Genomic DNA, 20,638 nt, shown 5'->3' with positions numbered 1-20,638 from the left:
CGTCATGCTCCGGACGGCGCCGGGTACTACGTATGGACGCAGTGTGACGCCGGTGCAAAGCTCGAAGGACCCCGATCAACCTCCTCACCGTCACACCGGGAGGCACGAGCACCATGGGAGCCACATCACACCAAGCCGGAGCCGCCGGCAGGGCACCGACGGCCGACCGGCCGTCGTCCGTACGGAACGTCGTGCTGGTCGGCCACAGCGGAGCCGGCAAGACCACGCTGGTCGAGGCCCTCGCCCTGACGGCCGGCGCCGTCAACCGGGCCGGCCGGGTCGAGGACGGCGGCACCGTCTCCGACTACGACGAGATCGAACACCGGCAGCAGCGGTCCGTTCAGCTGTCCCTCGTCCCCGTCGAATGGGGCGGAATCAAGATCAATATCCTGGACACCCCCGGATACGCCGACTTCGTCGGCGAGCTCAGGGCCGGTCTGCGCGCCGCGGACGCGGCCCTCTTCGTCGTCTCCTCCTCCGACGGCATCGACGGCGCCACCCGCATGGTCTGGGACGAGTGCGAGGCCGTCGGCATGCCCCGCGCCATCGTCGTCACCCATCTGGAGGCAGCCCGGGCCGACTATGCGCAGATGGCCACCGTCTGCGGCGAGATCTTCGGAGCCGAGGACCCCGACGCCGTCATCCCGCTCTACCTGCCCCTGTACGGGCCTCCCGGCCCCGACGGGCACACCCCGGTCGCCGGCCTCCTCGGCCTGCTCTCCCAGCGCGTCTACGACTACACCTCCGGGGAGCGCGTGGAGCGCGACCCCGAGCCCGACGAGCTCGCCCTCATCGCCGGCGCCCGCTCCCGGCTCATCGAGGGGATCATCGCGGAGAGCGAGGACGAGAGCCTCATGGACCGCTACCTCGGCGGTGAGGACATCGACGTCAAGACACTCGTCGACGACCTCGAGCGCGCCGTGGCCCGCGGCACCTTCCACCCCGTCCTGATGGCCGCCCCCGCCTCCGACGGCGCCCGCCAGGGCCTCGGCACCGTCGAGCTCCTGGAGCTGGTCACCGGCGGCTTCCCCACCCCCCTGGAGCGCTCCGCCGTCGCCGTCACCGCCCCGGACGGCGCCGACCGCCCGGCCGTCACCTGCGACCCCGACGGGCCCCTCGTCGCCGAGGTCGTCAAAACCTCCTCCGACCCCTACGTCGGCCGCGTCTCCCTCGTCCGCGTCTTCTCCGGCACCCTGCGCCCCGAGGAGACCGTGCACGTCAGCGGCCACGGACTGACCGACCGCGGGCACGAGGACCACGACGTCGACGAACGGATCGGCACCCTCACCTCCCCCTTCGGCAAACAGCAGCGCAGCCTCACCCAGGTCATCGCCGGCGACCTCGCCTGCGTGGCCAAACTCACCCGCGCCGAGACCGGCGACACCCTCTCGGCCAAGGACCGGCCCCTGCTCATGGAGCCCTGGCGGATGCCCGACCCGCTGCTCCCCCTCGCCATCGAGGCCCACAGCAAGGCCGACGAGGACAAGCTCTCCCAGGGCCTGGCCCGGCTCGTCGCCGAGGACCCCACGATGCGGCTGGAACAGAACCCGCACACCCACCAGGTCGTCCTGTGGTGCCTCGGCGAGGCCCACCAGGACGTCGCCCTCGAACGGCTGCGCACCCGCTACGGGGTCCAGGTCGACCCCGTCCCCCACAAGGTCAGCCTGCGCGAGACCTTCGGCGCCAAGGCCGCCGGACGCGGCCGGCACGTCAAACAGTCCGGCGGGCACGGCCAGTTCGCGATCTGCGAGATCGAGGTCGAACCGCTGCCCCCGGGCAGCGGCATCGAGTTCGTCGACAAGGTCGTCGGCGGTGCCGTGCCCCGCCAGTTCATCCCGTCCGTCGAGAAGGGCGTACGCACCCAGGCCGCCCGCGGGGTCGTGGCGGGCTACCCCCTGGTCGACGTACGCATCACCCTCCTCGACGGCAAGGCGCACTCGGTGGACTCCTCCGACGCCGCCTTCCAGACCGCCGGAGCCCTCGCCCTGCGCGAAGCCGCCGCCGAGGCCCGCATCCACCTCCTCGAACCGGTCGCCGAGCTCGCCGTCCTCGTCCCCGACGAATACGTCGGCCCCGTCATGAGCGACCTCGCCGGCCGCCGCGGCCGTGTCGTCGGCACGGAACAGGCCGACCCCGGCCGCACCCGGATCCGCGCCGAGATCCCCGAGATCGAAATCGGCCGGTACGCGGTCGAACTGCGCTCGGTCTCACACGGCACGGGCCGGTTCACCCGCGCCTACGCCCGGCACGAGCCCATGCCGCCCCAGATCGCGGACAAGGTGCGTGAACAGGCCGAGAAGGGAACCTGATCGGCACGGCGCCGGGAGCCGCCCACCCAACCGTCTTGCGGTGGGCGGCATTTCCCTGTCCCATGACCATGGGAAGAGATACGCCGATAGGCTCGTCTGCGCGGCAAAAGAGCACAACGCACAGCGATGGGGGCAACGGTGGCGGACGACGGATTCGACTTCAGGCCCGGGGCACAGATCCCCCTCCAGGGGGCCGGCGGCCAGACCGCGGCGACCAACGCCCTCGCCTCGGCCGCGTACCGGGACGGCGGCAAGGACACCAAGCTGTCCGCGATACTCAAGGCCAACAACGACTACCACGCGTCCACGATCAAGCCTCCGAAGATCTCTCTCTTCGAGCCCAGCCTGGGCGAGGCCTTCTGCCGCGCCGTCGAGGCCCGAACCCTCGCCGCAGGCCGCAAACCGCTCATCCAGTCCTTCGGACTCGACCCGCAGACCGTCGTCGAGCACTGCCTGGCCGCCTCCCGCATCCGCAAGGAGCGCGACCGCAAGCTGCGCCTGATCATGCTGGTCGCCGGTGTGCTCTTCCTGCCCGGCCTGCTGCTGTGGCTGGGCCTCTTCCAGCTCCGCAAGACGCTGTCCAAGGGCGAGGGCAAGAACGCGTCCTGGATGGGCACCCTGGTCCTCGTCGGCATCGCCGTCGTGGCGGCCGTCCTCATGTTCCGGCTGCCGTTCACCGGCTTCTTCGGCCTCTACCTGCGCGGCATGATCATCGTCCCCGCTGCCGGCTGGCTCCTCGCCCGCCGGATCTGTGAGGCCACCGCCGCCGACATGCGCTCCCGCTGGGACGGACTGCTCGCCGGCAGCGGCATAGGCGCCAAGATCCCCGAAGCCGTGCCCGGCAACCCCGACGAGAAGGCCCGCGAGGACCTGCGCCACTCCCTCGCCAAGCTCACGGCCGAGGACCGCAGCAACTCCGTCTTCTACGCCGGCCCCAAGGGCATCCTCGGCATGGGGACCCGCTGGGGCAGCTGGCAGATGGCCGAGGAGCTCGCCCCCAAGACCGAGGGCATGGAGATCCACCCCTTCCGGAGCTGGGACGTCATACGGGCCATCGACACCGAACTGCGCAAGCTGGAGCGCGGCCCGCTGCACACCGGCGGCCTGCCGCCCGCGTCCATCCAGCACTGGATCGTCACCCCCGTCGGCGAAGGCGCCGCCGAAGTGGCCCGCCCCACCGGCGCCGACGTAGACACCTTCCTGATCAAGCCGCACGAGATCACCCGGATCTGCAACGAGCAGCAGTTCAGCGGCGGAAACCGGCACTACCTCGGCATCCAGTACCCGCTCTGGGACGGCCAGTTGGTGATCACCATGCTGGTGACGGTCACCGTGCTCTACAAGACCCTGCGGGTCGAGGTGACCGGCCACGCACTCGGACCGGTGCACGGCCTGTTCACCAGCAAGTCCGCCGCTCCGACCGTCGAGGTGCCGAAGTCCATCCGGTTCTGGGAGACCGTGGAGCGCCCGCTGTCCCTGGTGGACGCCCAGGAAGTGGTCCGCCTCGCCGTACGCGCCCCGCTGACCTGGTTCCCGCCGATCCTCGACTTCTTCGGCGGCAAGCTGGTTCTGCCCGAGCCCTTCGGCCTGCGCCACGTCTGGGCGGGCCAGCCCTGGCGCCACCGCTTCATGGCCGACGACGCGATGCGCGCCGCGACCCCGGTCCTGCGGGCGGTCCACGCGGCCGCGATGCGGGTCCTCGACGAGAACGGCGCCGACATCGACCGCTTCAGCAACCGTTCGATGATCGTGAGCGGGCTCGTCCAGGACGCCGCCCCGCGCAAGGCGGACGTGTACGACGCCTAGGCAGGACCATCGGGCCCGTGGCCGGTACGCGGATGCGGCCGGCCCACGGACCCCGGACAGCCCCTAGGGGGTGTCCGGCGGATCATGGCCGGGCCCGGGTCGTCTGGCACCCCCTAGTCGTTGGGCCAGGCGTCGGCGAGCATCTGGCGGGTGTCCGCGAGGAGTTGGGGCAGCACCTTGGTGTGGCCGACGACCGGCATGAAGTTCGTGTCCCCGCCCCAGCGGGGCACGATGTGCTGGTGCAGGTGCGCCGCGATGCCGGCGCCGGCGGCCGCGCCCTGGTTCATGCCGATGTTGAACCCGTGCGCCCCGGACGCCTTGCGCAGCGCGACCATGGCCCGCTTGGTGAGGTCGGCCAGCTCGGCCGTCTCGGCGGCGTCGAGCTCCGTGTAATCGGCGACGTGCCGGTACGGGACGACCATCAGGTGGCCGCCGTTGTACGGGTAGAGGTTCAGCACGGCGTAGACGTGCTTGCCCCGGGCCACGACCAGGCCGTCCCGGTCGGACATCTCCGGAATCCCGCAGAAGGGACAGCCGTCCCCGGCGTCCGGACCGGTCGGCTTGTTCTCCCCCTGGATGTACGCCATCCGGTGGGGCGTCCACAGACGCTGGAACGCGTCCTGCGTGCCCACACCGATCTGCTGCTCCGGCTCAGTCGTCATGGGATGCAGCATATGACCTTGTCCTTGGAGGGCGTGTCGCCGGGGCAAAGACCGGCAGCACGGCCGCGATGCTGGGCCCATGCACGTTGAAGCCGAGACCCGTGACGTCGCCTGGGAGCGCCGTACCGAGCTTCCCCTGTTCTACGCCTCGCTGGTCTTCCTCGCCGGGTACGCGGTCCGCGTGCTCGTCCCTGCGCACTCCGTCTGGCGCGACATCGCCGGTCTCGCGGTCCTGGTGACCTGGCTCGCGTTCATCGTGGACTATCTGGTGCGGCTCGTCCTGAGCCGTGCGCGGCCTCTGCGGTTCGTCCGCCGGCACTGGCTGGACACCGTGATCGTCCTCCTGCCGACGCTGCGGGCGCTGCGCATGGTCAAGGTCCACGACGCGGTCATGGCCAAGAGGCGGGACCACCCCCGCCGCGGCCTGTACCCGCGCGTGATCACGTACGCCGGCCTCTCGTCGGTGCTGCTGGGCTTCTCCGGCTCACTCGGCATCTACCACTCCGAACGGCAGGACCCGCAGTCCCCGATCCGGACGTTCTGGGACTCGGTGTGGTGCGTGGTCCAGACGCTGACGACGGTCGGCTACGGCGACGTGACGCCCGTGACCCCGGTGGGGCGGCTGATCGCGATCGGCTTGATGATCTGCGGTCTGGGCCTGCTGGGGGCGGTGACGGGTTCCTTCTCGTCCTGGCTGATCCAGATCTTCCGCCGGGACGACGAAGAGGAGCCCCCGGGGAAGGTTCGTCCCCCGGGGGCTCCTCAGTGACCTGCCTGCGGCCCGCCTGCGACGATCAGACCTGGACGCGGTCCTCGACGACCTTGGCCAGCTTGGCCAGGGCCTCGTCCTTGGGGATGCCGTTCTCCTGCGAACCGTCGCGGTAGCGGAAGGAGACGGTGCCCGCGGCCATGTCCTCGTCACCGACGATGATCATGAACGGGACCTTGAGCTTCTGGTGGTTCCTGATCTTCTTCTGCATCCGGTCGGAGGAGGCGTCCACCTCGACCCGCAGGCCCTTCTTCTTCGCCTCGGCGGCGAATTCCTGCAGGTACTCCACGTGCCCGTCACCGATCGGGATGCCGACGGCCTGGACCGGGGCCAGCCACGGCGGCATGGCGCCCGCGTAGTGCTCCAGCAGTACGGCGAAGAACCGCTCGATCGAGCCGAACAGCGCGCGGTGGATCATGACCGGCCGCTGGCGGGAGCCGTCCGGCGCGGTGTACTCGAGGTTGAACCGCTCCGGCAGGTTGAAGTCGAGCTGGACGGTCGACATCTGCCAGGTACGGCCGATGGCGTCGCGCGCCTGTACGGAGATCTTCGGGCCGTAGAAGGCCGCGCCGCCCGGGTCGGGGGTCAGCGGGAGGCCCTGCTTCTCGGCGACCTGCTGGAGGACCGCGGTGGCCTCCTCCCAGACCTCGTCCGAGCCGACGAACTTCTCCGGGTCCTTGGTCGACAGCTCCAGGTAGAAGTCGGTCAGACCGTAGTCGCGCAGCAGGTTCAGCACGAAGGTGAGGGTCCGGTCGAGCTCCTCGGCCATCTGCTCACGGGTGCAGTAGATGTGCGCGTCGTCCTGGGTGAAGCCGCGGGCGCGGGTCAGGCCGTGGACCACGCCCGACTTCTCGTACCGGTACACGGTGCCGAACTCGAACAGGCGCAGCGGCAGCTCGCGGTAGGAGCGGCCGCGCGCGTCGAAGATCAGGTTGTGCATCGGGCAGTTCATGGGCTTGAGGTAGTAGTCGGTACCACCGTCGAGCTGCATGGGGGGGTACATGCCCTCCGCGTACCAGTCCAGGTGGCCGCTCTTCTCGAAGAGGGCGCCCTTGGTGGCGTGCGGGGAGTAGACGAACTCGTAGCCCTCTTCCTCGTGCCGGCGGCGCGAGTAGTCCTCCATGGTCCGGCGGATGATGCCGCCGCGCGGGTGGAAGACGGCCAGGCCGGAGCCGATCTCGTCCGGGATGGAGAAGAGGTCCAGCTCGTTGCCGAGCTTGCGGTGGTCGCGCTTCTCGGCCTCGGCGAGGAAGTCGAGGTGGGCCTTCAGCTCGTCCTTGGAGGGCCACGCGGTGCCGTAGATGCGCTGCAGCATGGGGTTCTTCTCGCTGCCGCGCCAGTAGGCGGCCGCGTTGCGCATCAGCTTGAACGCCGGGATGTTGCGGGTGGTGGGCAGGTGGGGACCGCGGCAGAGGTCCTTCCAGCACAGCTCGCCGGTCTTGGCGTCGAGGTTGTCGTAGATGGTCAGCTCGCCGCCGCCCACCTCGACGTTCGCACCGTCGTCGGTCGACGCGGAGCCCTTGATGCCGATGAGCTCGAGCTTGTACGGCTCGTCGGCGAGCTCCTCGCGGGCCGCCTCGTCGGTGACGACGCGGCGGGAGAACTTCTGCCCCCGCTTCTGGATCTCCTGCATCTTCTTCTCGATGGCCTTGAGGTCATCGGGGGTGAAGGGCTTGGCGACGTCGAAGTCGTAGTAGAAGCCGTTCTGGACCGGCGGGCCGATGCCCAGCTTGGCCTCGGGGAACAGTTCCTGCACGGCCTGCGCCATGACGTGCGCGGTCGAGTGGCGCAGGATGTTCAGGCCGTCCTCGGAGGAGATCTCCACCGGCTCGACGGTCTCGCCGTCCTTCACCTCGTACGAGAGGTCCTTCAGCTCGCCCGCGACGCGCGCGGCGATGACGGTGCGCTCGCCGGCGAAGAGCTCGGCCGCCGTAGTGCCCGTGGCCACCACGCGCTCGTCCCGCTCGGAATCGCGTTGGATGATCACACGGACGTCTGACACCGGTCTCTCCTGAACTCTGGGGTCCCCTCCCAGCGGTGGCTGGGGGAGGGATGCGCGAGCGAACGCCGCGCGCCTGAATCGTACCGAGCGGAGTGGCTCCGCCGCGAAACGGTTATGGCGCCGCGGTCCGTTACGGTGGACCCGCCGCGCCCTCGCCCCCCGCTCCGGAGGAATTGTGCCCATGCCGAGCCCGCTCGCCGTCCGGCCGCTGGACCTGACCGAGGACGGCACGGCGTCGGCGGTGCACCGGATCGGCCGGGCCGCGTACGCGGTGGAGGCGGAGCTGATCGGCTTCGACGGCATCCCGGCGCTGCGCGAGAGCCTCGCGCAGATGCGGGAGCAGCCGCTGCACTGGCTCGGGGCGGTCGCGCAGGACGGTGCGGTCGCCGGCTTCCTGGCGTGGGCGGTGGAGCCGGACGGCAGCGCCCGCATCGACCGCCTCTGCGTGTCCCCGGCCTGGTTCCGGCGCGGCGCGGCCTCGCTCCTGCTCCGCCACGTGCTGTCCGAGGTCCTCCCCGACCGTACGGTCACGGTCACGACGGGCGCGGCCAATGCCCCGGCGGTGACCTTGTACGAGCGCCTGGGCTTCGTCCGCGGCGCGGACTTCTCCCCCGCCCCGGGCCTCACGATGGCCTCCTTCACCCGCCCCTGACCCACGGATCCAGCCCCGCCGGCGGGGTGAGGCGCGGGTCCGGGCGGGGCGGGGAGAGGGCCCCTGTGCAGCGGCGGCCCACCGCGGGTCAGTCGTCCGTCGGGAGGACGTCCGCCGGGTCGAGGGATTCGTCCAGTGACTTCATCAGGCGGTCCCGCTCGACCTCGTCCAGCGGGACCGGGGTCACGTCCGTGGCCTCGGTCAGCCGCCGGAAGCCGCCCCGGCGCTGGAGGCGCCCGCTGACCCGGATCGGCACCCCCACCAGATGCGCGTGCCCCGCGACCCGGTACGCCTCCTCGTCCAGGACGGCCTTCACGTACGGGATCTCCGCCCCGGCGAGGACCCGCAGCCGGATCGTGCCCCCGCCGCCCGGGGCCGAGCGCCGCATCCGGACCACGGCTCCCGCCACCCGGACCGGGACCGCCGGTTCGTCCCGGGTGTAGCGCGCCGCCGCCTCCCGGAGCACCGGCAGGTCCCCCGGCGAGAACTCCACCGGCTCCGGCCGGGCCGCGCACCCTGCGGGGACCCCAGCCGCCGGCGCCCACGCGAGCGCGATACGGGCCCCCTCCGAACCCCGCACCAGCGCGATCAGCGCATCCGCCAGCTCCCGGCTGACCCCGGCCTCGACCGCCGCGTCGAAGGCCTCCATGCCGCCGGTGGCCCGCCGGTAGTCCACGGCCTCCCGGGCCGCGTGCAGCGCGTGGTGCAGCCGGATCATGGTGCCCCGCCCGCCGTCCACCGGGACGTACGCGGTGAGCCTGCGCCCACCGGGGGCCGGCCCCACCAGGACCCCGTCCAGGGCGCGTTCGGCCTCTCCCCGGTGCCGGGCGCCGTAGTACCCGGCCCTGGCCCGGTCCGCCAGGGCTCCGGCCAGCAGGAGCTGCCTGGCGGCCGAGCGGAGCTGTTCCTGCACGGTCCACGCCGCCGCGCCCCGGGGCCCGTACGGCCCCTCGGGGCCCTCCGGGATCCGCCGGTCCCAGCGGATCTCGTCGCTGGGCACGCTCAGTCCGTACAGCACCTCCCGCGCGGACGGCAGCGCGCTGCGCGAGAGCGCGGTCAGCGCCTCCTCCAGCAGGTCGGAGCTGTCGGGGAAGGCCCGGCTCTCCGGGACGAGGAGGCTGGTGCCGCCGCCGGCCGCCTCGTGGGGAGCGGGAGGCGTCCAGCGCCCGTACCGCCCGGCGGCCCCGCCCCGGCGCTGCCAGCCGTGCCGGTGCAGCAGGGCCCCCAGCACGGCCGGGTCGACGTGTGCGGGATCGGGCGTACCCGAGTCGGAGAAGTCCCCGTACTCGGACGGGGACGTCAGCGGTTCGAGGTTCGGTGAGTGCCGGTGCATCAGGGTGTCCCTCCCGACCCGACCCGGGTCATGATCTCGCAGAGCGCCCGGTCGTCGAAGATCCGCGTGGTCGGGATCCGTACGGTGGTCCGGCGCCGGCCGGTCACGGGGTGCCCGGCGAGGTTGGTCCAGTAGCAGCAGTGCCGCAGGTCGAGCCGGTCGTGGCCGGCGGCCAGCCACTGGTCGCGTTCTCGCGGAACGAGCATCACGACGAGGATCTTGTGGACGGCGACCGGTGTGCGGGCCAGTTTCACCAGGTGCTCGTTGTCGAGGGTGAAGGCGAAGGTGGGCCCGGCCGGTCGGGGCGGTATCTGGTAGGTCGCCTTCAGCTGCACCTTGATGGTGACCTCGTCGTCGACGACGTGCCCGGGCGCGCCGTGGTTGACCTGCCAGTCGATGCCGTTGTCCGGAAAGGGCTGGGAGAGCGAGCAGCCGGCCGCGGCGGCGACGGCGTGCAGGTATCCCACCTGGAGGGTCTCCATGCAGGCGGTGGTGGCGAGTGTGCCGCGCAGCGGTCCGGTCCGCGCTTCGCTCCGCGGATCGATCCGCCCCTGCAGCATCCCGCCCGGTTCGGGCTGCGCGAGCGCCATGGCCGGCTCCCCATGCCTTCCGGGCTCTGCGGAATGAGGGTGTACGGGGTGACGACCGGTCATGTGTGCGGTCCCCCAGTGAAGTTGTCTCCGCACCAGAGGGACGGCAAACGGCGTACGGCGCAAACAGGCCGGGTATCACCGATTCGGGCAGGGGTGGCACGTTCCGAGGCGGCGGCGCCCGGGTGCACCCAATTGCCGATCGGGGACGAGGAGTTCGCCATGACGCGCTGGTATGAGGGCCCGCTGGCCGCATTCGACACGGAGACGACCGGGGTGGACGTGGAGCAGGACCGGATCGTGTCCGCTGCTCTCATCGTGCAGGAGTGTGCGGGCGGACGGGTCCGCTCCACCCGCTGGCTGGTCAATCCCGGTATTCCGGTGCCCCCGGGCGCCACGGAAGTGCACGGTCTGACCGATGAGCACCTCCAGCGCAACGGGCGGTGGCCCGCGCCGGTCGTGGAGGAGATAGCCCGTGCGCTCGGGGAGCAGCAGGTGGCGGGCAGGCCGGTGGTGGTGATGAACGCGCCGTTCGACCTGACGCTGCTGGACCGGGAGTTGCGCCGGCACCGGGCGTCGACGCTGGCGCGCCATCTGGACAACCGGCCGCTGACGGTGCTGGATCCGCGGGTGCTGGACAAGCATCTGGACCGGTACCGCAAGGGCCGCCGGACGCTGACGGATCTGTGCGCGCACTACGGGATAGAGCTGGAGGGCGCGCATGACGCGGCAGCGGACGCGTTGGCCTCTCTGGAGCTCGTACGGGCGGTGGGGCGCCGGTTCGCGGGCCGGCTGGAGCGGCTGACCCCGGCGGAACTGCACACGCTCCAGGCGGTGTGGCACGCGGCGCAGGCGCGGGGGCTGCAGGCGTGGTTCGCGCGTCAGGGGACACCGGAGTCGGTGGATCCGCACTGGCCGCTGCGGCCGGAGCTGCCTGCGGCGGCGTAGGGCAAAGGCCCCCGTACATGCGGAAGGCCGGTCCGTCGTAGGACGGACCGGCCTGACCCGGTGGGCGATACTGGGATCGAACCAGTGACCCCTTCGGTGTGAACGAAGTGCTCTCCCGCTGAGCTAATCGCCCGGGAACGAGTTGAACCATACAAGAGGCACGGGGTCTGGTTCAAACCGCTTCCGGCGAGGCCGCCAGGCGGGCCGCGAGGGCGTGCCGGCCAGCCCGCATCATCAGGGCGTGGTTGAGCCGGAACACGGGCCGGGCGGGGACCGCGAGGCGCCGCAGCAGGGGGCTGCGCACCTCGACCTCCTGCTCGTACAGGGCCCGTGTCCCGGACCTGCCGGGTCCCCGGCGGGCGCGTACGGTCCATCGCGCCCAGCCCTCGATGTCGCCGTGCAGGACCGCCTCGAGGAGGCCCCGCCCGGGATCACGGAGCAGTTCGGTGGCGGTCATCCGGATCTCGTACGGGAGGACGGAGCGGATGCGCAGGGTGCCGCTGCGCCCGTCGATCCGCTCGACCGCGCGGACCTGGGGCCACCAGTGCGGGTAGTCCCCGGTCTGCTCGAGTGCGGCGAAGACCCGCGCGGGCGGGGCGTCGAGGTCCCACACACTGCGGAAGCGGTAGCGGTTCCAGCGGTCCCCACGGCGGCGGTCCGTGTCCCCTGCGCGGCTGCGGTCCATGTCCCCAGTCTGGCCCGGCGGGCCGGCGCGCGGGCTCCGCTCTCCCACATCCACTCCTTATCCACTCCTTCCGTGCGTACTCAGGGCGATCTGAGTACCCGCGCCCATGTCCTGACGGCGTGACGGGGACCACACTCCGGAACATGACGTCTCCACCACCCGGCACGCCCCTGCCGCCCGCGCAGGAGCTGGTGCTCATCGACCGGGAACTGGCGCAACTCGACGCCCGGCGCGGGTATTTGCTGGCCCGCCGGGACTGGCTGCTGCGGCTGCCGGCGCCGGCCTCCCCCGCCCGCGTGGAGGAGGCTTCGGCCCCGGGTGCGCAGAACGTGCTGCTGATCCTGGGAGCGGTGCTGCTGGCGGTGGCCGCGCTGGCGTTCACGCTGGTCAGCTGGGGATCCATGGGCATCGCCGGGCGCAGCGCGGTGCTGGCCGTGGTGACGGCGGCGGCGCTGGGCGCGCCGGCGCTGCTGCTGCGCCGCGGGTTGCGTTCGACGGCCGAGTCGGTGGCGGCGGTGGCGCTGCCGCTGACCGTGCTGGACGCGTACGCGGTGTACACGGTCGCCGCGGCGGAGGCCGACGCCGCCGCGTACGCGGCGGGGGCGGCGGCCGTACTGGCGGCGCTGTGGGCGGGGTACGGCCGGGTGCTGCCGGGGCTGCTGATCCCGCTGCCGGCGGCGGTGCTGACGGCGCAGCTCCCGCTGCCGCTGGCGGCGGTGGCCTCGGCGGCGGACCCGGTGGGGGTCGGCTGGGCGCTGCTGGTGACGGCGGCGCTGGACGCGGCGCTCGTGCTGGCGGTGCCGGGGGTCCGCTCGCGGGCGTCGGTGTTCGGTCCGGCGGCGGTGAGCGCGGCCGTCCTGGGGGCGGGGGCCCTGCTGATCGGGCTGTCGCAGACGGCGGCGGCCGGCTCGGCGGGTGCGGCGGCCGGTCCGGCGCTGCTGCTGGCGGCCTGTGCGGCGCTGGGCGTCGGGGTGGCCTGGCGGGAGCCTTCGGCGGTGGCGGCCTCGGTCGTCGGTGGCCTCGCGGCGGTGGCGGCGCTCGGCGGCCCGGCCCGCACGGTGCTTTCCCGGGACTGGGCGGTGGTGGTCTTCCTGCTGCTCGCGCTGCCGCTGCTGGCGGCGGTACGGGCGACCGCGCTCCCGGTGGCGGTGCGCCGCGGCCTGGCCCTGGCCGGGGCGGGGGTGGCCGCCCCGGCCGCGCTGTGGGCGCTGGTGCCCGCGCTGGGCTCGCTGGGGTTCCGGATCCGCGTGCTGGGCGAGGTGTGGGCGGCGACGACCCCGCCCCGGGAGGCGTACGGGCCGGGCCCGGCGGCCGCGGTGACCCTGCTGGTCGCGGCGGTGGCGGCCTGGTGGCTGGCGCGGGTGCTGCCGCGTCCGGAGCCGGGCGTGATCGCGGTGGTCCTGGGCTGGGCGGGGCTGTTCACCGCTCCGGCGCTCTGCGGGCTGCCGGTGGCGGCGGTGCTCGCGGCCCAGCTGGCGGTGACGGCGGCGGCCGGGGTGTGTGCGCTGCGGGTCGCGCGCGGCCCGGGGTACGCGGCCGCGGTGTGTGCCGCGGCGGGGGCCCTGAACCTGTCGGTGGCCGCGCTGGACGGCCGTGCGGCCACGTTCGCGGTGTTCGGGCTGCTGGGTGCGGGCTGCGCGGCGGGGGCGGCGTACGGGCCCGCCGCGCTACCCACGCGGGCCGGCGGGGCGGTGCTGGCCGTCGGGTACGCGGCGGGCACGGTGGCGGCGCTGGGGGCGCTGTGGGGGCTCGCGGTGTCGTGGTGGGCGCTGCCCCTGCTGGCGGTCCCGGCAGGGGCGGCGGCGCTCGGCCCACGCCTGGGCCGGGTGCGGATCCCGGCGGAGGCCGCGGCTGCGGTGGTCGGCGCGGTGGCGCTGCTCCTCCCGGTCGGGGAGCCGGCCCTGGCGGCGCTGGTGTGCGCGCTGGCGGGGGTGGTCTGCGCGGGCGCGGCGGTGCGGGCGGAGCGGCGGGGGCTCGGCTGGGCGGCCGGGGCCCTGTTCGTGGCGGCGACCTGGATCCGGCTGTCGGCTTCCGGGGTGGCGGCGCCGGAGGCGTACACGCTGCCGGTGACGGTGCTCGCACTCGCGGTGGGATTCCAGCGCCGCCGCCGCGACCCGCAGGCCTCGTCCTGGACCGCGTACGGGCCGGGGCTGGGGGCGACGCTGCTGCCGAGCCTGATCGCGGCCTGGGGCGACCCGTACTGGCTGCGGCCGCTGCTGCTGGGTCTGGCGGCGCTCGCGGTGACCCTGCTCGGCGCGCACCGGCGGCTCCGGGCCCCGCTGCTGCTCGGCGGCGGCACGCTCGCGGCGGTGGCCCTGCACGAGCTGGCCCCGTACGTCGTCCAGGTCCTCGACGCGCTGCCGCGCTGGCTGCCGCCGGCTCTGGCGGGGCTGCTGCTCCTGGTGGTGGGGGCGACGTACGAGAAGCGGCTGCGGGACGCGCGGCGGCTGCGGGCGGCGCTGGGCCGGCTGCGGTGACGGCCGCCGGCCGCAAACGCCAAGGGCCCGGAGACTTCGAAAGTCTCCGGGCCCTTGGTCCGGGTGGGCGATACTGGGTTCGAACCAGTGACCCCTTCGGTGTGAACGAAGTGCTCTCCCACTGAGCTAATCGCCCGGACGCACCGCAAACATTACCCCATGTCAGCGGTGGTTCCCGACCATCACTGGTCCTTGAGGTCCCAGGGCATCGTGAGGCCGTACTTCCACAGGTAGAAGCCGATCAGCGCGCCGGCGATCACGAGGCCGGCGCTGGTCAGGATGATGTTGCGGCGGCGGACCTTCGGGTCCAGCGCCTTCTGCGCGGCCTCGGTGACCTTGCGCTTCGTCCAGCGCAGCGCGAGCGACGCCCAGGCGAACTCGGTGGCCCAGATCGCGAGGCCCGCGAAGATCGCGACCCAGCCGGGGCCGGGCAGGACCAGCATGGCGACGCCGGCGCCGATGACGGCGAGGCCGACGACGAAGACGCCGACCTGCCAGCTGAGGTGCAGGGTGCGGCGCGACTTGATGAAGGCGGGAGCCTTCGATACGTGCGGCGCTTCTTCCATGGTCTGCTGAGCGGTGGTGTCGTCGGCTGCGGACTCTTGGGTCCCGCGGTCACTCCCCGTATCCATGGGTCCGAATCTACCGGAGCCGGAAGCACACGTGAATGGTGGTTTGGATCCGCCGTCCGAGGGACCCAGAGGTCCGCAAAACGGTCAGAGGGGTTTACAACGGCACCGTAGGTGGCATGTCGATTTCGCCGACGTGCGAATCCCCGAGCGCACACTGAGCGAAAGGCCCTGGCGCTTATGAACACCACGGTCAGCTGCGAGCTGCACCTGCGCCTCGTTGTGTCGAGCGAGTCCTCACTGCCTGTCCCGGCGGGCCTGCGGTATGACACGGCCGATCCCTACGCCGTGCACGCCACCTTCCACACCGGCGCCGAAGAGACGGTCGAATGGGTATTCGCCCGAGATCTCCTCGCTGAGGGCCTCCACCGGCCCACCGGAACCGGAGACGTCCGCGTCTGGCCGTCCCGCAGCCACGGTCAGGGCGTCGTCTGCATCGCCCTGAGCTCACCGGAGGGAGAAGCACTGCTCGAAGCACCCGCCCGTGCACTCGAGTCGTTCCTCAAGCGGACGGACGCCGCGGTTCCACCCGGGACCGAACACCGGCACTTCGACCTCGACAAAGAGCTCTCCCACATCCTGGCCGAAAGCTGAGCCAGGCCCCCAGGGAGCACCTCCCGGCACGCGCCGGGGGCCACTCCGCACCGTCCGACTCGGGGCGACGGTGCGGGCTGGACAAAACCACATACGGCAGTGCCGGCGCTGTTCTTGCGGAAGCCACCCGCGAGGACGGCGCCGGCGTGCGTGACGGAGTCGCCGCAGGGGTACCTCCCGGCGTCGCCCGGGGACGACTAGAGTCGGCCCCCAGCGGCGGCACTGGTCCGTCGCCGCAGGCCCGGCCTCCAGGGAGCGACCACCGTGCAGATTCCCCACGACACCCGTCGCGCGCTCGACGTCGTCGTCGCGCTGGTGAACACCGCGGCCGAGACGGACCAGCCCGACGGGCTGGCGGACGTCGGCTCGCTGCGCGAGTTCGTACGCGAGTACGAGATCAGCGACGTCGGCGAGCTCGGCGCCCGCGACCTCGCCGGGGTGCGCACGGTCCGCGGCAAATTCGCACAGGTGTTCGGAGCGGCCAACCCCCGGACCGCGGCCGGACTGATCAACGAGCTGGTGGCCACCGCCGGCACCACCCCGCAGCTGACCGACCACGACGGCTACGACTGGCACGTCCACTACTTCGCGCCGGGCGCCTCGCTCGGCGACCACCTCGCGGCCGACGGCGGCATGGCACTGGCCTTCATCGTGGTCTCCGGCGAGCAGGAACGCCTGCGCCGCTGCGAGGCCCCCGATTGCCGGCGGGCCTTCGTGGACCTCTCCCGGAACCGCTCGCGGCGCTACTGCGACAGCCGGACCTGCGGGAACCGGCTGCACGTGGCGGCGTACCGGGCGCGGCGCAAGGAGGCCGACGCGGGATCGTCACAGCAGGAAGCGGGACCGTCACAGCAGGAAGAGGTCGTGCACGGCGGCCAGCAGCAGCAAGGTGCCGATCACCCCTAAGAAGATCATCAGGGGCGGCTGGGAGAGCGCGAAGAGGCAGCCTCGCGGCTCCTCGGCAACGGGGGCGGGGACCGGGGCCGGCGCGGGGGCCGGCGGATCACCCTGCGATGTGTCGAGCATGTCGGGGCGATGATGGCGCAGGGCGCCCGCATTCAGCCCTCAACACGCCAGCGTTTACGCGGGAGTTCACCCCTTCTCGTCAGGCCCCGGCGATTTCGCGCCCGGACCTCAGATGCCGTGCTTCTTGAGAATCGCTTCGATGTCGGAGAAGTCATCCGCAGGAGTGGCAGGGGCGGCGCTCTGGCGGGATTCCGGCTTCGGACGGGCGCCCCGTTCCAGCGAGGCGGCGGACGCGGCCGGGGCCACGGCCTCCCGCGCGGGACTCCCCTTGGCGGCCTTCGCCGGCTTCTCCGCCGCGCCGAGGCTGCGGCGCTCGACGGCGCGCGTGGTCATGAACAGCACCCAGGACAGCCCGAGCAGTCCGAAGCCGGCCCAGACGGTCGGATCGAAGACCATCCCGGACACCCACTCCACGAAGCCCGTCATCACCAGGGCGACCGGCACCAGCGCGTACGCCGCGATCCGCGTGGCGGCGAGGAAGCGCTTGCGGTAGGCGGTCACGGCAGCGATGCCCAGGCCCGCCGCGGACACCGCGGCACATACGGTCTCGGCAATCATGCGGTCCTCCAGGGGTGGGCGAACTGTCCCTTCCATCCTGCACCGGACACCGCCGTACCGGCCACGTCCGCGGCGGCTCCCGCGCCGATCTCCGGGAGATCTCGGGGTCGCGGCTCCTCCTCAGGGGCTGCGCCGGGGGTGCGCCGGGGGGTGCGTTTCGGTGGCGGCGCCCGGCGGCTGGGAGACTGTCCGCATGACCGATTCCGTGATCCTCGACGTCTGGTGCGAACTCCAGTGCCCGGACTGCCACCGCGCCCTGGACGACGTACACGCCCTGCGGGCCCGCTACGGCGACCGGCTGGACATCCGGCTGCGCCACTTCCCGCTGGAGAAGCACAAGCACGCCTTCGCCGCGGCGCAGGCCGCCGAGGAGGCCGCGGAGCAGGGCCGGGCCTGGCCGTACGTGGAGGCCGTACTGGCCCGCACCGCGGAGCTCGGCGAGCGCGGCGAGGCCGTCCTGCTGGACGTGGCGCGCGAACTCGGCCTCGACGCCGAGGAGTTCGACACCGCCCTGATCGACGGCCGGCACATCCTGATCGTCGACGCCGACGCGGCCGAAGGCAAGGCGATCGGCGTGACCGGCACTCCGACGTACGTGATCGACGGCGAGCGCCTCGACGGCGGCAAGAGCCAGGAGGGCCTGCGCGCCCGCATCGAGGAGATCGCGGACCGCCTGCTCGCCGGCTAGTGCTGTGACCGGGAAGGCTTGCCGGTGGGCCCCTGGCGCTCCCCCGACAGCGCCGGGGGCGCCGCGAGCCGGTGAACCCTTCCGGACACCCCCTAGAGCAGGTCCTTGGCGTAGTTGACTGCGGTCGTCCGGTAGCCGAGGGACTCGTAGAGCCGCAGGGCCGGGGTGTTGCCGGCGAAGACCTGGAGGCCGAGGACACGGTGGCCCGCGGCGAGGGCCTCGCGTTCGGCGAGCAGCATCAGGTCGCGGCCGTGCCCCCGGCCCCGGTGCTCCTCGGCGACCGCGACGTCGAAGACGTACGCGCCCTCCCCGGCCGGCGCCACCCACAGGTGGCCGACCGGGGCGCCCTCCGCCTCCAGGACCCGGAGGGTGGTGCCCTCGGTGGCCCGTCCGTGGGGCAGCTGGCGCTGGTGGTCGGCCACCGACTTCGCCCGTGCGGCCTCCTCCGGCATGCCGCGGCTGCTCCAGTCGGCGGCGTAGCCCTCGATCGCGTCGACGAGCCAGACCTCGTACTCGGGTTCCGTCATGGGGCGGCCGACGACCCCCTCCCGGAGCTCGGGCGGCTCCGCGGGGAGGTCCTTGGCCATGATGCGGCTGTACTCGGCGTACCCGAGCGCCTGCGCCATCCGCAGGCCGCCCGCCGATGCGGCGGGTACGCAGACCCGGACGCGGCGGCAGCCCCAGCCGCGCAGCACCTCCTCGGCGGCGAGCGCACCGACCGTGGCGCGGCCGCGCCTGCGGTCGGGCTCGTCGACGGCGAGGTCGCGGATCTCCCCGACGGTCGGTCCGAAGGGGGTGTCGCAGGCGACCAGCAGCGCGCCGACGCGCCTGCTGTTGACCCGGATCTCGTACGGGCGCGACCGCGCGCCCCCGGTGCTCTGCTGAAGCGGCCCGCTCGGCCGCAGGGTGGTGGTCATCAATCGAGTTCTACCCGCCCTGCGGCCACCTGCGACAGGCATTAAACGGGCGGTTCCGCCGGTTCGGCCGCCGCCCGCGTCACGGTCGTGCCCGTCTCACGGGTCCAGGTCCTCGCCGGAGCGCGCGTCGAAGATCCCCATCGCCTCGGCCGTGACCGGTCCCGGCGCGGCCGCGGCCATCGCGCGGTCGTCGACCCGGTGGACGGCCTGCACATCGCGCAGCGTGGAGGTCAGGAAGATCTCCTCGGCCTGTTCCAGCGCCTCGAAGGGCAGGTCCGTCTCCTTGGCCCCGGCCCACTCCGCGACGAGGGCGCGCGTGATGCCGGCCAGGCAGCCGGAGGCGAGGGGCGGCGTGTGCAGCTCCCCGTCGAGTACGACGAACACGTTGGAGCCGGTGCCCTCGCACAGCCGTCCGAGGGTGTTCGCGAACAGGGCCTCGGAGGCCCCGGCCCGGTGGGCGGCGGCCAGGGCGACGACGTTCTCCGCGTACGAGGTGGTCTTCAGGCCGGCGACGGCGGAGCGCTCGTTGCGGACCCAGGGCACGGTGATCACGGCGGTGGAGTCCGGCCGGCGGGCGGTCCCGCCGACGGCCACGACCAGGGTGGGGCCGGCGTCGCCGCGGTCCGAGCCGAGCGGGGAGAGGCCGCCGGTGTACGTGATGCGCAGCCGGCCGAGCGGCAGCGGATTGGCCTCCAGGACGGCCGCGCAGGCGCGGCGCACCTCGTCCAGGTCCGGGTCGGGCAGTCCGAGGCCGCCGGCCGAGCGGGTCAGCCGGTCCAGGTGCCGGGTGAGCGCGAAGGCTGTGCCGCGCTCCGCCTTCAGCGTCTCGAACACGCCGTCGCCCACGGTGAGCCCGTGGTCGAACACGGACACCTGTGCGCTGTCGGCGTCCCGCAGCGCGCCGTCGAGCCAGATCCTCACCGTACGATCCCTCCGCTCACCCAGGGGTACCGGTCACCTCATGGGCTCCCGACGCTACCCGGAGCAGCCGCGCGGCCTTCAGTTCGGTCTCGGCCCATTCACGCTCGGGGTCGGAGCCCCAGGTGATGCCGGCGCCGGTGCCGAAGAGCAGGCGCGGGCCGCCCGGGCCCTGGCGGTCTATCCAGAAGGTGCGGATGCCGACGGCGAGCTCGGCGGTGCCGCGGTCGGCGTCGACCCAGCCGATGCCCCCGCAGTAGGGGCCGCGGGGGGCGGTCTCCAGGGCGTCGATGATCCGCAGGGCGGAGGACTTGGGCGCGCCGGTGACGGAGCCGGGCGGGAAGGTGGCGGCGAGCAGCTCGGGCCAGCCGGCGCCGTCGGCGAGTTCGCCGCTGACGGTGGAGACGAGGTGGACCAGGCCCGGGTGCTCCTCGACGGCGCAGAGCTGGGGCACGGCGACGGAGCCGGTGGTGCAGACCCGGCCGAGGTCGTTGCGTACGAGGTCCACGATCATCACGTTCTCGGCGTGGTCCTTGGGCAGGAGGTCCGCGACAGTGCGGCCGGTGCCCTTGATGGGGCCGGATTCCACGTGGCGGCCGGCCCGCCGCAGGTACAGCTCGGGGGACGCGGTGGCGATCTCGACCCCGTGGGCCGGGAGGCGAATCGTTCCTGCATACGGGGCCGGGTTGCCGCGCGCGAGCAGCGCCGTCAGGGCGTCGACGTCGGCGCGGTCCGGGTCGGGCAGCGGCGCGGACATCACCCGGCAGAGGTTGGCCTGGTAGACCTCGCCGGCGGCGATGTACTCGCGGATGCGGCGCACGCCGGCCGTGTAGGCCGCGCGGTCGAGGGAGGAGGTCCACCGGTCGGCGGCGGGGCCGCGCCAGGCTCCCGCGACGGGCGCCGGTACCGGGTCGGGGCGTACGTCGCCGAAGCGCGCGCACACCAGGCGCCCCTCGAAGTCTGCGGACACCGCCCAGAAGCCGCTGGAGTCCAAGGCGGAGGGGTCGCTGGTGACGTCTCGGAGGTCGGTCGCGAGGAGGCCGCCGAAGCGGGCCAGGGGAAGCAGGTCGTGCAC

General features: G+C 72.9%; 20 protein-coding genes and 2 tRNA genes. 9 read left to right on the top strand and 13 right to left on the bottom strand.

Features of this window, described 5'->3' with window-relative positions:
- Positions 1-113 precede the first annotated feature (113 nt).
- Together AB0I68_RS33910 and AB0I68_RS33905 are read left to right on the top strand one after the other, a co-directional pair.
- Positions 114-2,309 carry an elongation factor G-like protein EF-G2 gene (locus AB0I68_RS33910; RefSeq protein WP_363181225.1) on the top strand — a complete coding sequence of 732 codons (2,196 nt, stop codon included), beginning with the start codon at positions 114-116 and terminating at the stop codon, positions 2,307-2,309.
- A gap of 138 nt (positions 2,310-2,447) precedes the next feature.
- The gene (locus AB0I68_RS33905) at positions 2,448-4,115 is read left to right on the top strand and encodes a hypothetical protein (protein ID WP_363181224.1); all 1,668 of its coding nucleotides are present in this window, start codon (positions 2,448-2,450) and stop codon (positions 4,113-4,115) included.
- A gap of 113 nt (positions 4,116-4,228) precedes the next feature.
- Here AB0I68_RS33905 and AB0I68_RS33900 read toward each other — a convergent pair whose 3' ends face one another.
- On the bottom strand, positions 4,229-4,789 hold the full coding sequence (locus AB0I68_RS33900) for an HIT domain-containing protein (protein WP_363181223.1): 561 nt from the start codon (positions 4,787-4,789) through the stop codon (positions 4,229-4,231).
- A 67-nt stretch (positions 4,790-4,856) separates the two neighbouring features.
- On the opposite strand from AB0I68_RS33900, the gene AB0I68_RS33895 reads away from it, so the two are divergent.
- Positions 4,857-5,546, top strand: coding sequence for an ion channel (locus tag AB0I68_RS33895; RefSeq protein WP_363181222.1), 690 nt, complete (start codon positions 4,857-4,859; stop codon positions 5,544-5,546).
- Between the two features lie 25 nt (positions 5,547-5,571).
- Here AB0I68_RS33895 and thrS read toward each other — a convergent pair whose 3' ends face one another.
- On the bottom strand, positions 5,572-7,548 hold the full coding sequence (gene thrS, locus AB0I68_RS33890) for a threonine--tRNA ligase (protein WP_363181221.1): 1,977 nt from the start codon (positions 7,546-7,548) through the stop codon (positions 5,572-5,574).
- 181 nt (positions 7,549-7,729) lie between these two features.
- Between thrS and AB0I68_RS33885 the strand changes: the two genes are divergently transcribed.
- Positions 7,730-8,200: a GNAT family N-acetyltransferase gene (locus tag AB0I68_RS33885; RefSeq protein ID WP_363181220.1), complete on the top strand. Its 471-nt coding sequence runs from the start codon at positions 7,730-7,732 to the stop codon at positions 8,198-8,200.
- A gap of 88 nt (positions 8,201-8,288) precedes the next feature.
- Here the strand turns inward: AB0I68_RS33885 and AB0I68_RS33880 are convergent, their stop codons facing one another.
- Positions 8,289-9,533: a hypothetical protein gene (locus tag AB0I68_RS33880; RefSeq protein ID WP_363181219.1), complete on the bottom strand. Its 1,245-nt coding sequence runs from the start codon at positions 9,531-9,533 to the stop codon at positions 8,289-8,291.
- Complete coding sequence (locus tag AB0I68_RS33875; RefSeq protein ID WP_363181218.1) at positions 9,533-10,123, bottom strand: DUF4365 domain-containing protein; 591 nt, start codon at positions 10,121-10,123, stop codon at positions 9,533-9,535. The genes AB0I68_RS33880 and AB0I68_RS33875 overlap by 1 nt, the downstream gene beginning before the upstream one ends.
- Positions 10,124-10,345: 222 nt before the next feature.
- On the opposite strand from AB0I68_RS33875, the gene AB0I68_RS33870 reads away from it, so the two are divergent.
- Complete coding sequence (locus tag AB0I68_RS33870) at positions 10,346-11,071, top strand: 3'-5' exonuclease (protein WP_363181217.1); 726 nt, start codon at positions 10,346-10,348, stop codon at positions 11,069-11,071.
- 61 nt (positions 11,072-11,132) lie between these two features.
- On the opposite strand, the gene AB0I68_RS33865 is transcribed toward AB0I68_RS33870, so the two are convergent.
- Both AB0I68_RS33865 and AB0I68_RS33860 read right to left on the bottom strand, forming a co-directional pair.
- A tRNA-Val gene (locus AB0I68_RS33865) sits at positions 11,133-11,204 on the bottom strand.
- Between the two features lie 39 nt (positions 11,205-11,243).
- Positions 11,244-11,756: an SRPBCC family protein gene (locus AB0I68_RS33860; protein ID WP_363181216.1), complete on the bottom strand. Its 513-nt coding sequence runs from the start codon at positions 11,754-11,756 to the stop codon at positions 11,244-11,246.
- A 143-nt stretch (positions 11,757-11,899) separates the two neighbouring features.
- Here AB0I68_RS33860 and AB0I68_RS33855 point away from each other — a divergent pair, with 143 nt between their 5' ends.
- Entirely contained in the window at positions 11,900-14,233 is a 2,334-nt protein-coding gene (locus tag AB0I68_RS33855) for a hypothetical protein (RefSeq protein WP_363181215.1), read from the top strand.
- Positions 14,234-14,297: 64 nt separating this feature from the next.
- On the opposite strand, the gene AB0I68_RS33850 is transcribed toward AB0I68_RS33855, so the two are convergent.
- Positions 14,298-14,369 (bottom strand) — tRNA-Val (locus tag AB0I68_RS33850).
- A 46-nt stretch (positions 14,370-14,415) separates the two neighbouring features.
- On the bottom strand, positions 14,416-14,865 hold the full coding sequence (locus AB0I68_RS33845) for a TIGR02611 family protein (protein ID WP_363181214.1): 450 nt from the start codon (positions 14,863-14,865) through the stop codon (positions 14,416-14,418).
- Positions 14,866-15,042: 177 nt separating this feature from the next.
- On the opposite strand from AB0I68_RS33845, the gene AB0I68_RS33840 reads away from it, so the two are divergent.
- Both AB0I68_RS33840 and AB0I68_RS33835 read left to right on the top strand, forming a co-directional pair.
- Positions 15,043-15,456, top strand: coding sequence for an SsgA family sporulation/cell division regulator (locus AB0I68_RS33840; RefSeq protein ID WP_030011909.1), 414 nt, complete (start codon positions 15,043-15,045; stop codon positions 15,454-15,456).
- A 264-nt stretch (positions 15,457-15,720) separates the two neighbouring features.
- Positions 15,721-16,362 carry a CGNR zinc finger domain-containing protein gene (locus tag AB0I68_RS33835; protein ID WP_363181213.1) on the top strand — a complete coding sequence of 214 codons (642 nt, stop codon included), beginning with the start codon at positions 15,721-15,723 and terminating at the stop codon, positions 16,360-16,362.
- Here AB0I68_RS33835 and AB0I68_RS33830 read toward each other — a convergent pair.
- Together AB0I68_RS33830 and AB0I68_RS33825 are read right to left on the bottom strand one after the other, a co-directional pair.
- Complete coding sequence (locus tag AB0I68_RS33830; protein ID WP_352215790.1) at positions 16,303-16,482, bottom strand: hypothetical protein; 180 nt, start codon at positions 16,480-16,482, stop codon at positions 16,303-16,305. The two genes, AB0I68_RS33835 and AB0I68_RS33830, sit on opposite strands and share 60 nt — an antisense overlap.
- A gap of 108 nt (positions 16,483-16,590) precedes the next feature.
- On the bottom strand, positions 16,591-17,040 hold the full coding sequence (locus AB0I68_RS33825; protein WP_363181212.1) for a hypothetical protein: 450 nt from the start codon (positions 17,038-17,040) through the stop codon (positions 16,591-16,593).
- A gap of 193 nt (positions 17,041-17,233) precedes the next feature.
- On the opposite strand from AB0I68_RS33825, the gene AB0I68_RS33820 reads away from it, so the two are divergent.
- Entirely contained in the window at positions 17,234-17,728 is a 495-nt protein-coding gene (locus AB0I68_RS33820) for a DsbA family protein (protein WP_363181211.1), read from the top strand.
- A 92-nt stretch (positions 17,729-17,820) separates the two neighbouring features.
- On the opposite strand, the gene AB0I68_RS33815 is transcribed toward AB0I68_RS33820, so the two are convergent.
- The 3 genes from AB0I68_RS33815 to AB0I68_RS33805 form a co-directional block, all read right to left on the bottom strand.
- Positions 17,821-18,645, bottom strand: a complete 825-nt coding sequence (locus tag AB0I68_RS33815) for a GNAT family N-acetyltransferase (RefSeq protein ID WP_363181210.1) — start codon at positions 18,643-18,645, stop codon at positions 17,821-17,823.
- Between the two features lie 96 nt (positions 18,646-18,741).
- A complete protein-coding gene (locus AB0I68_RS33810) occupies positions 18,742-19,566 on the bottom strand; it encodes an aminodeoxychorismate lyase (RefSeq protein WP_363181209.1) in 825 nt (274 codons plus the stop codon).
- A gap of 16 nt (positions 19,567-19,582) precedes the next feature.
- Positions 19,583-20,638, bottom strand: coding sequence for a chorismate-binding protein (locus AB0I68_RS33805; protein ID WP_363181207.1), 1,056 nt, complete (start codon positions 20,636-20,638; stop codon positions 19,583-19,585).

Source organism: Streptomyces sp. NPDC050448, from assembly GCF_040655295.1.
Classification (GTDB): Bacteria; Actinomycetota; Actinomycetes; order Streptomycetales; family Streptomycetaceae; genus Streptomyces.
This window is presented reverse-complemented; position numbering and strand designations above follow the sequence as displayed.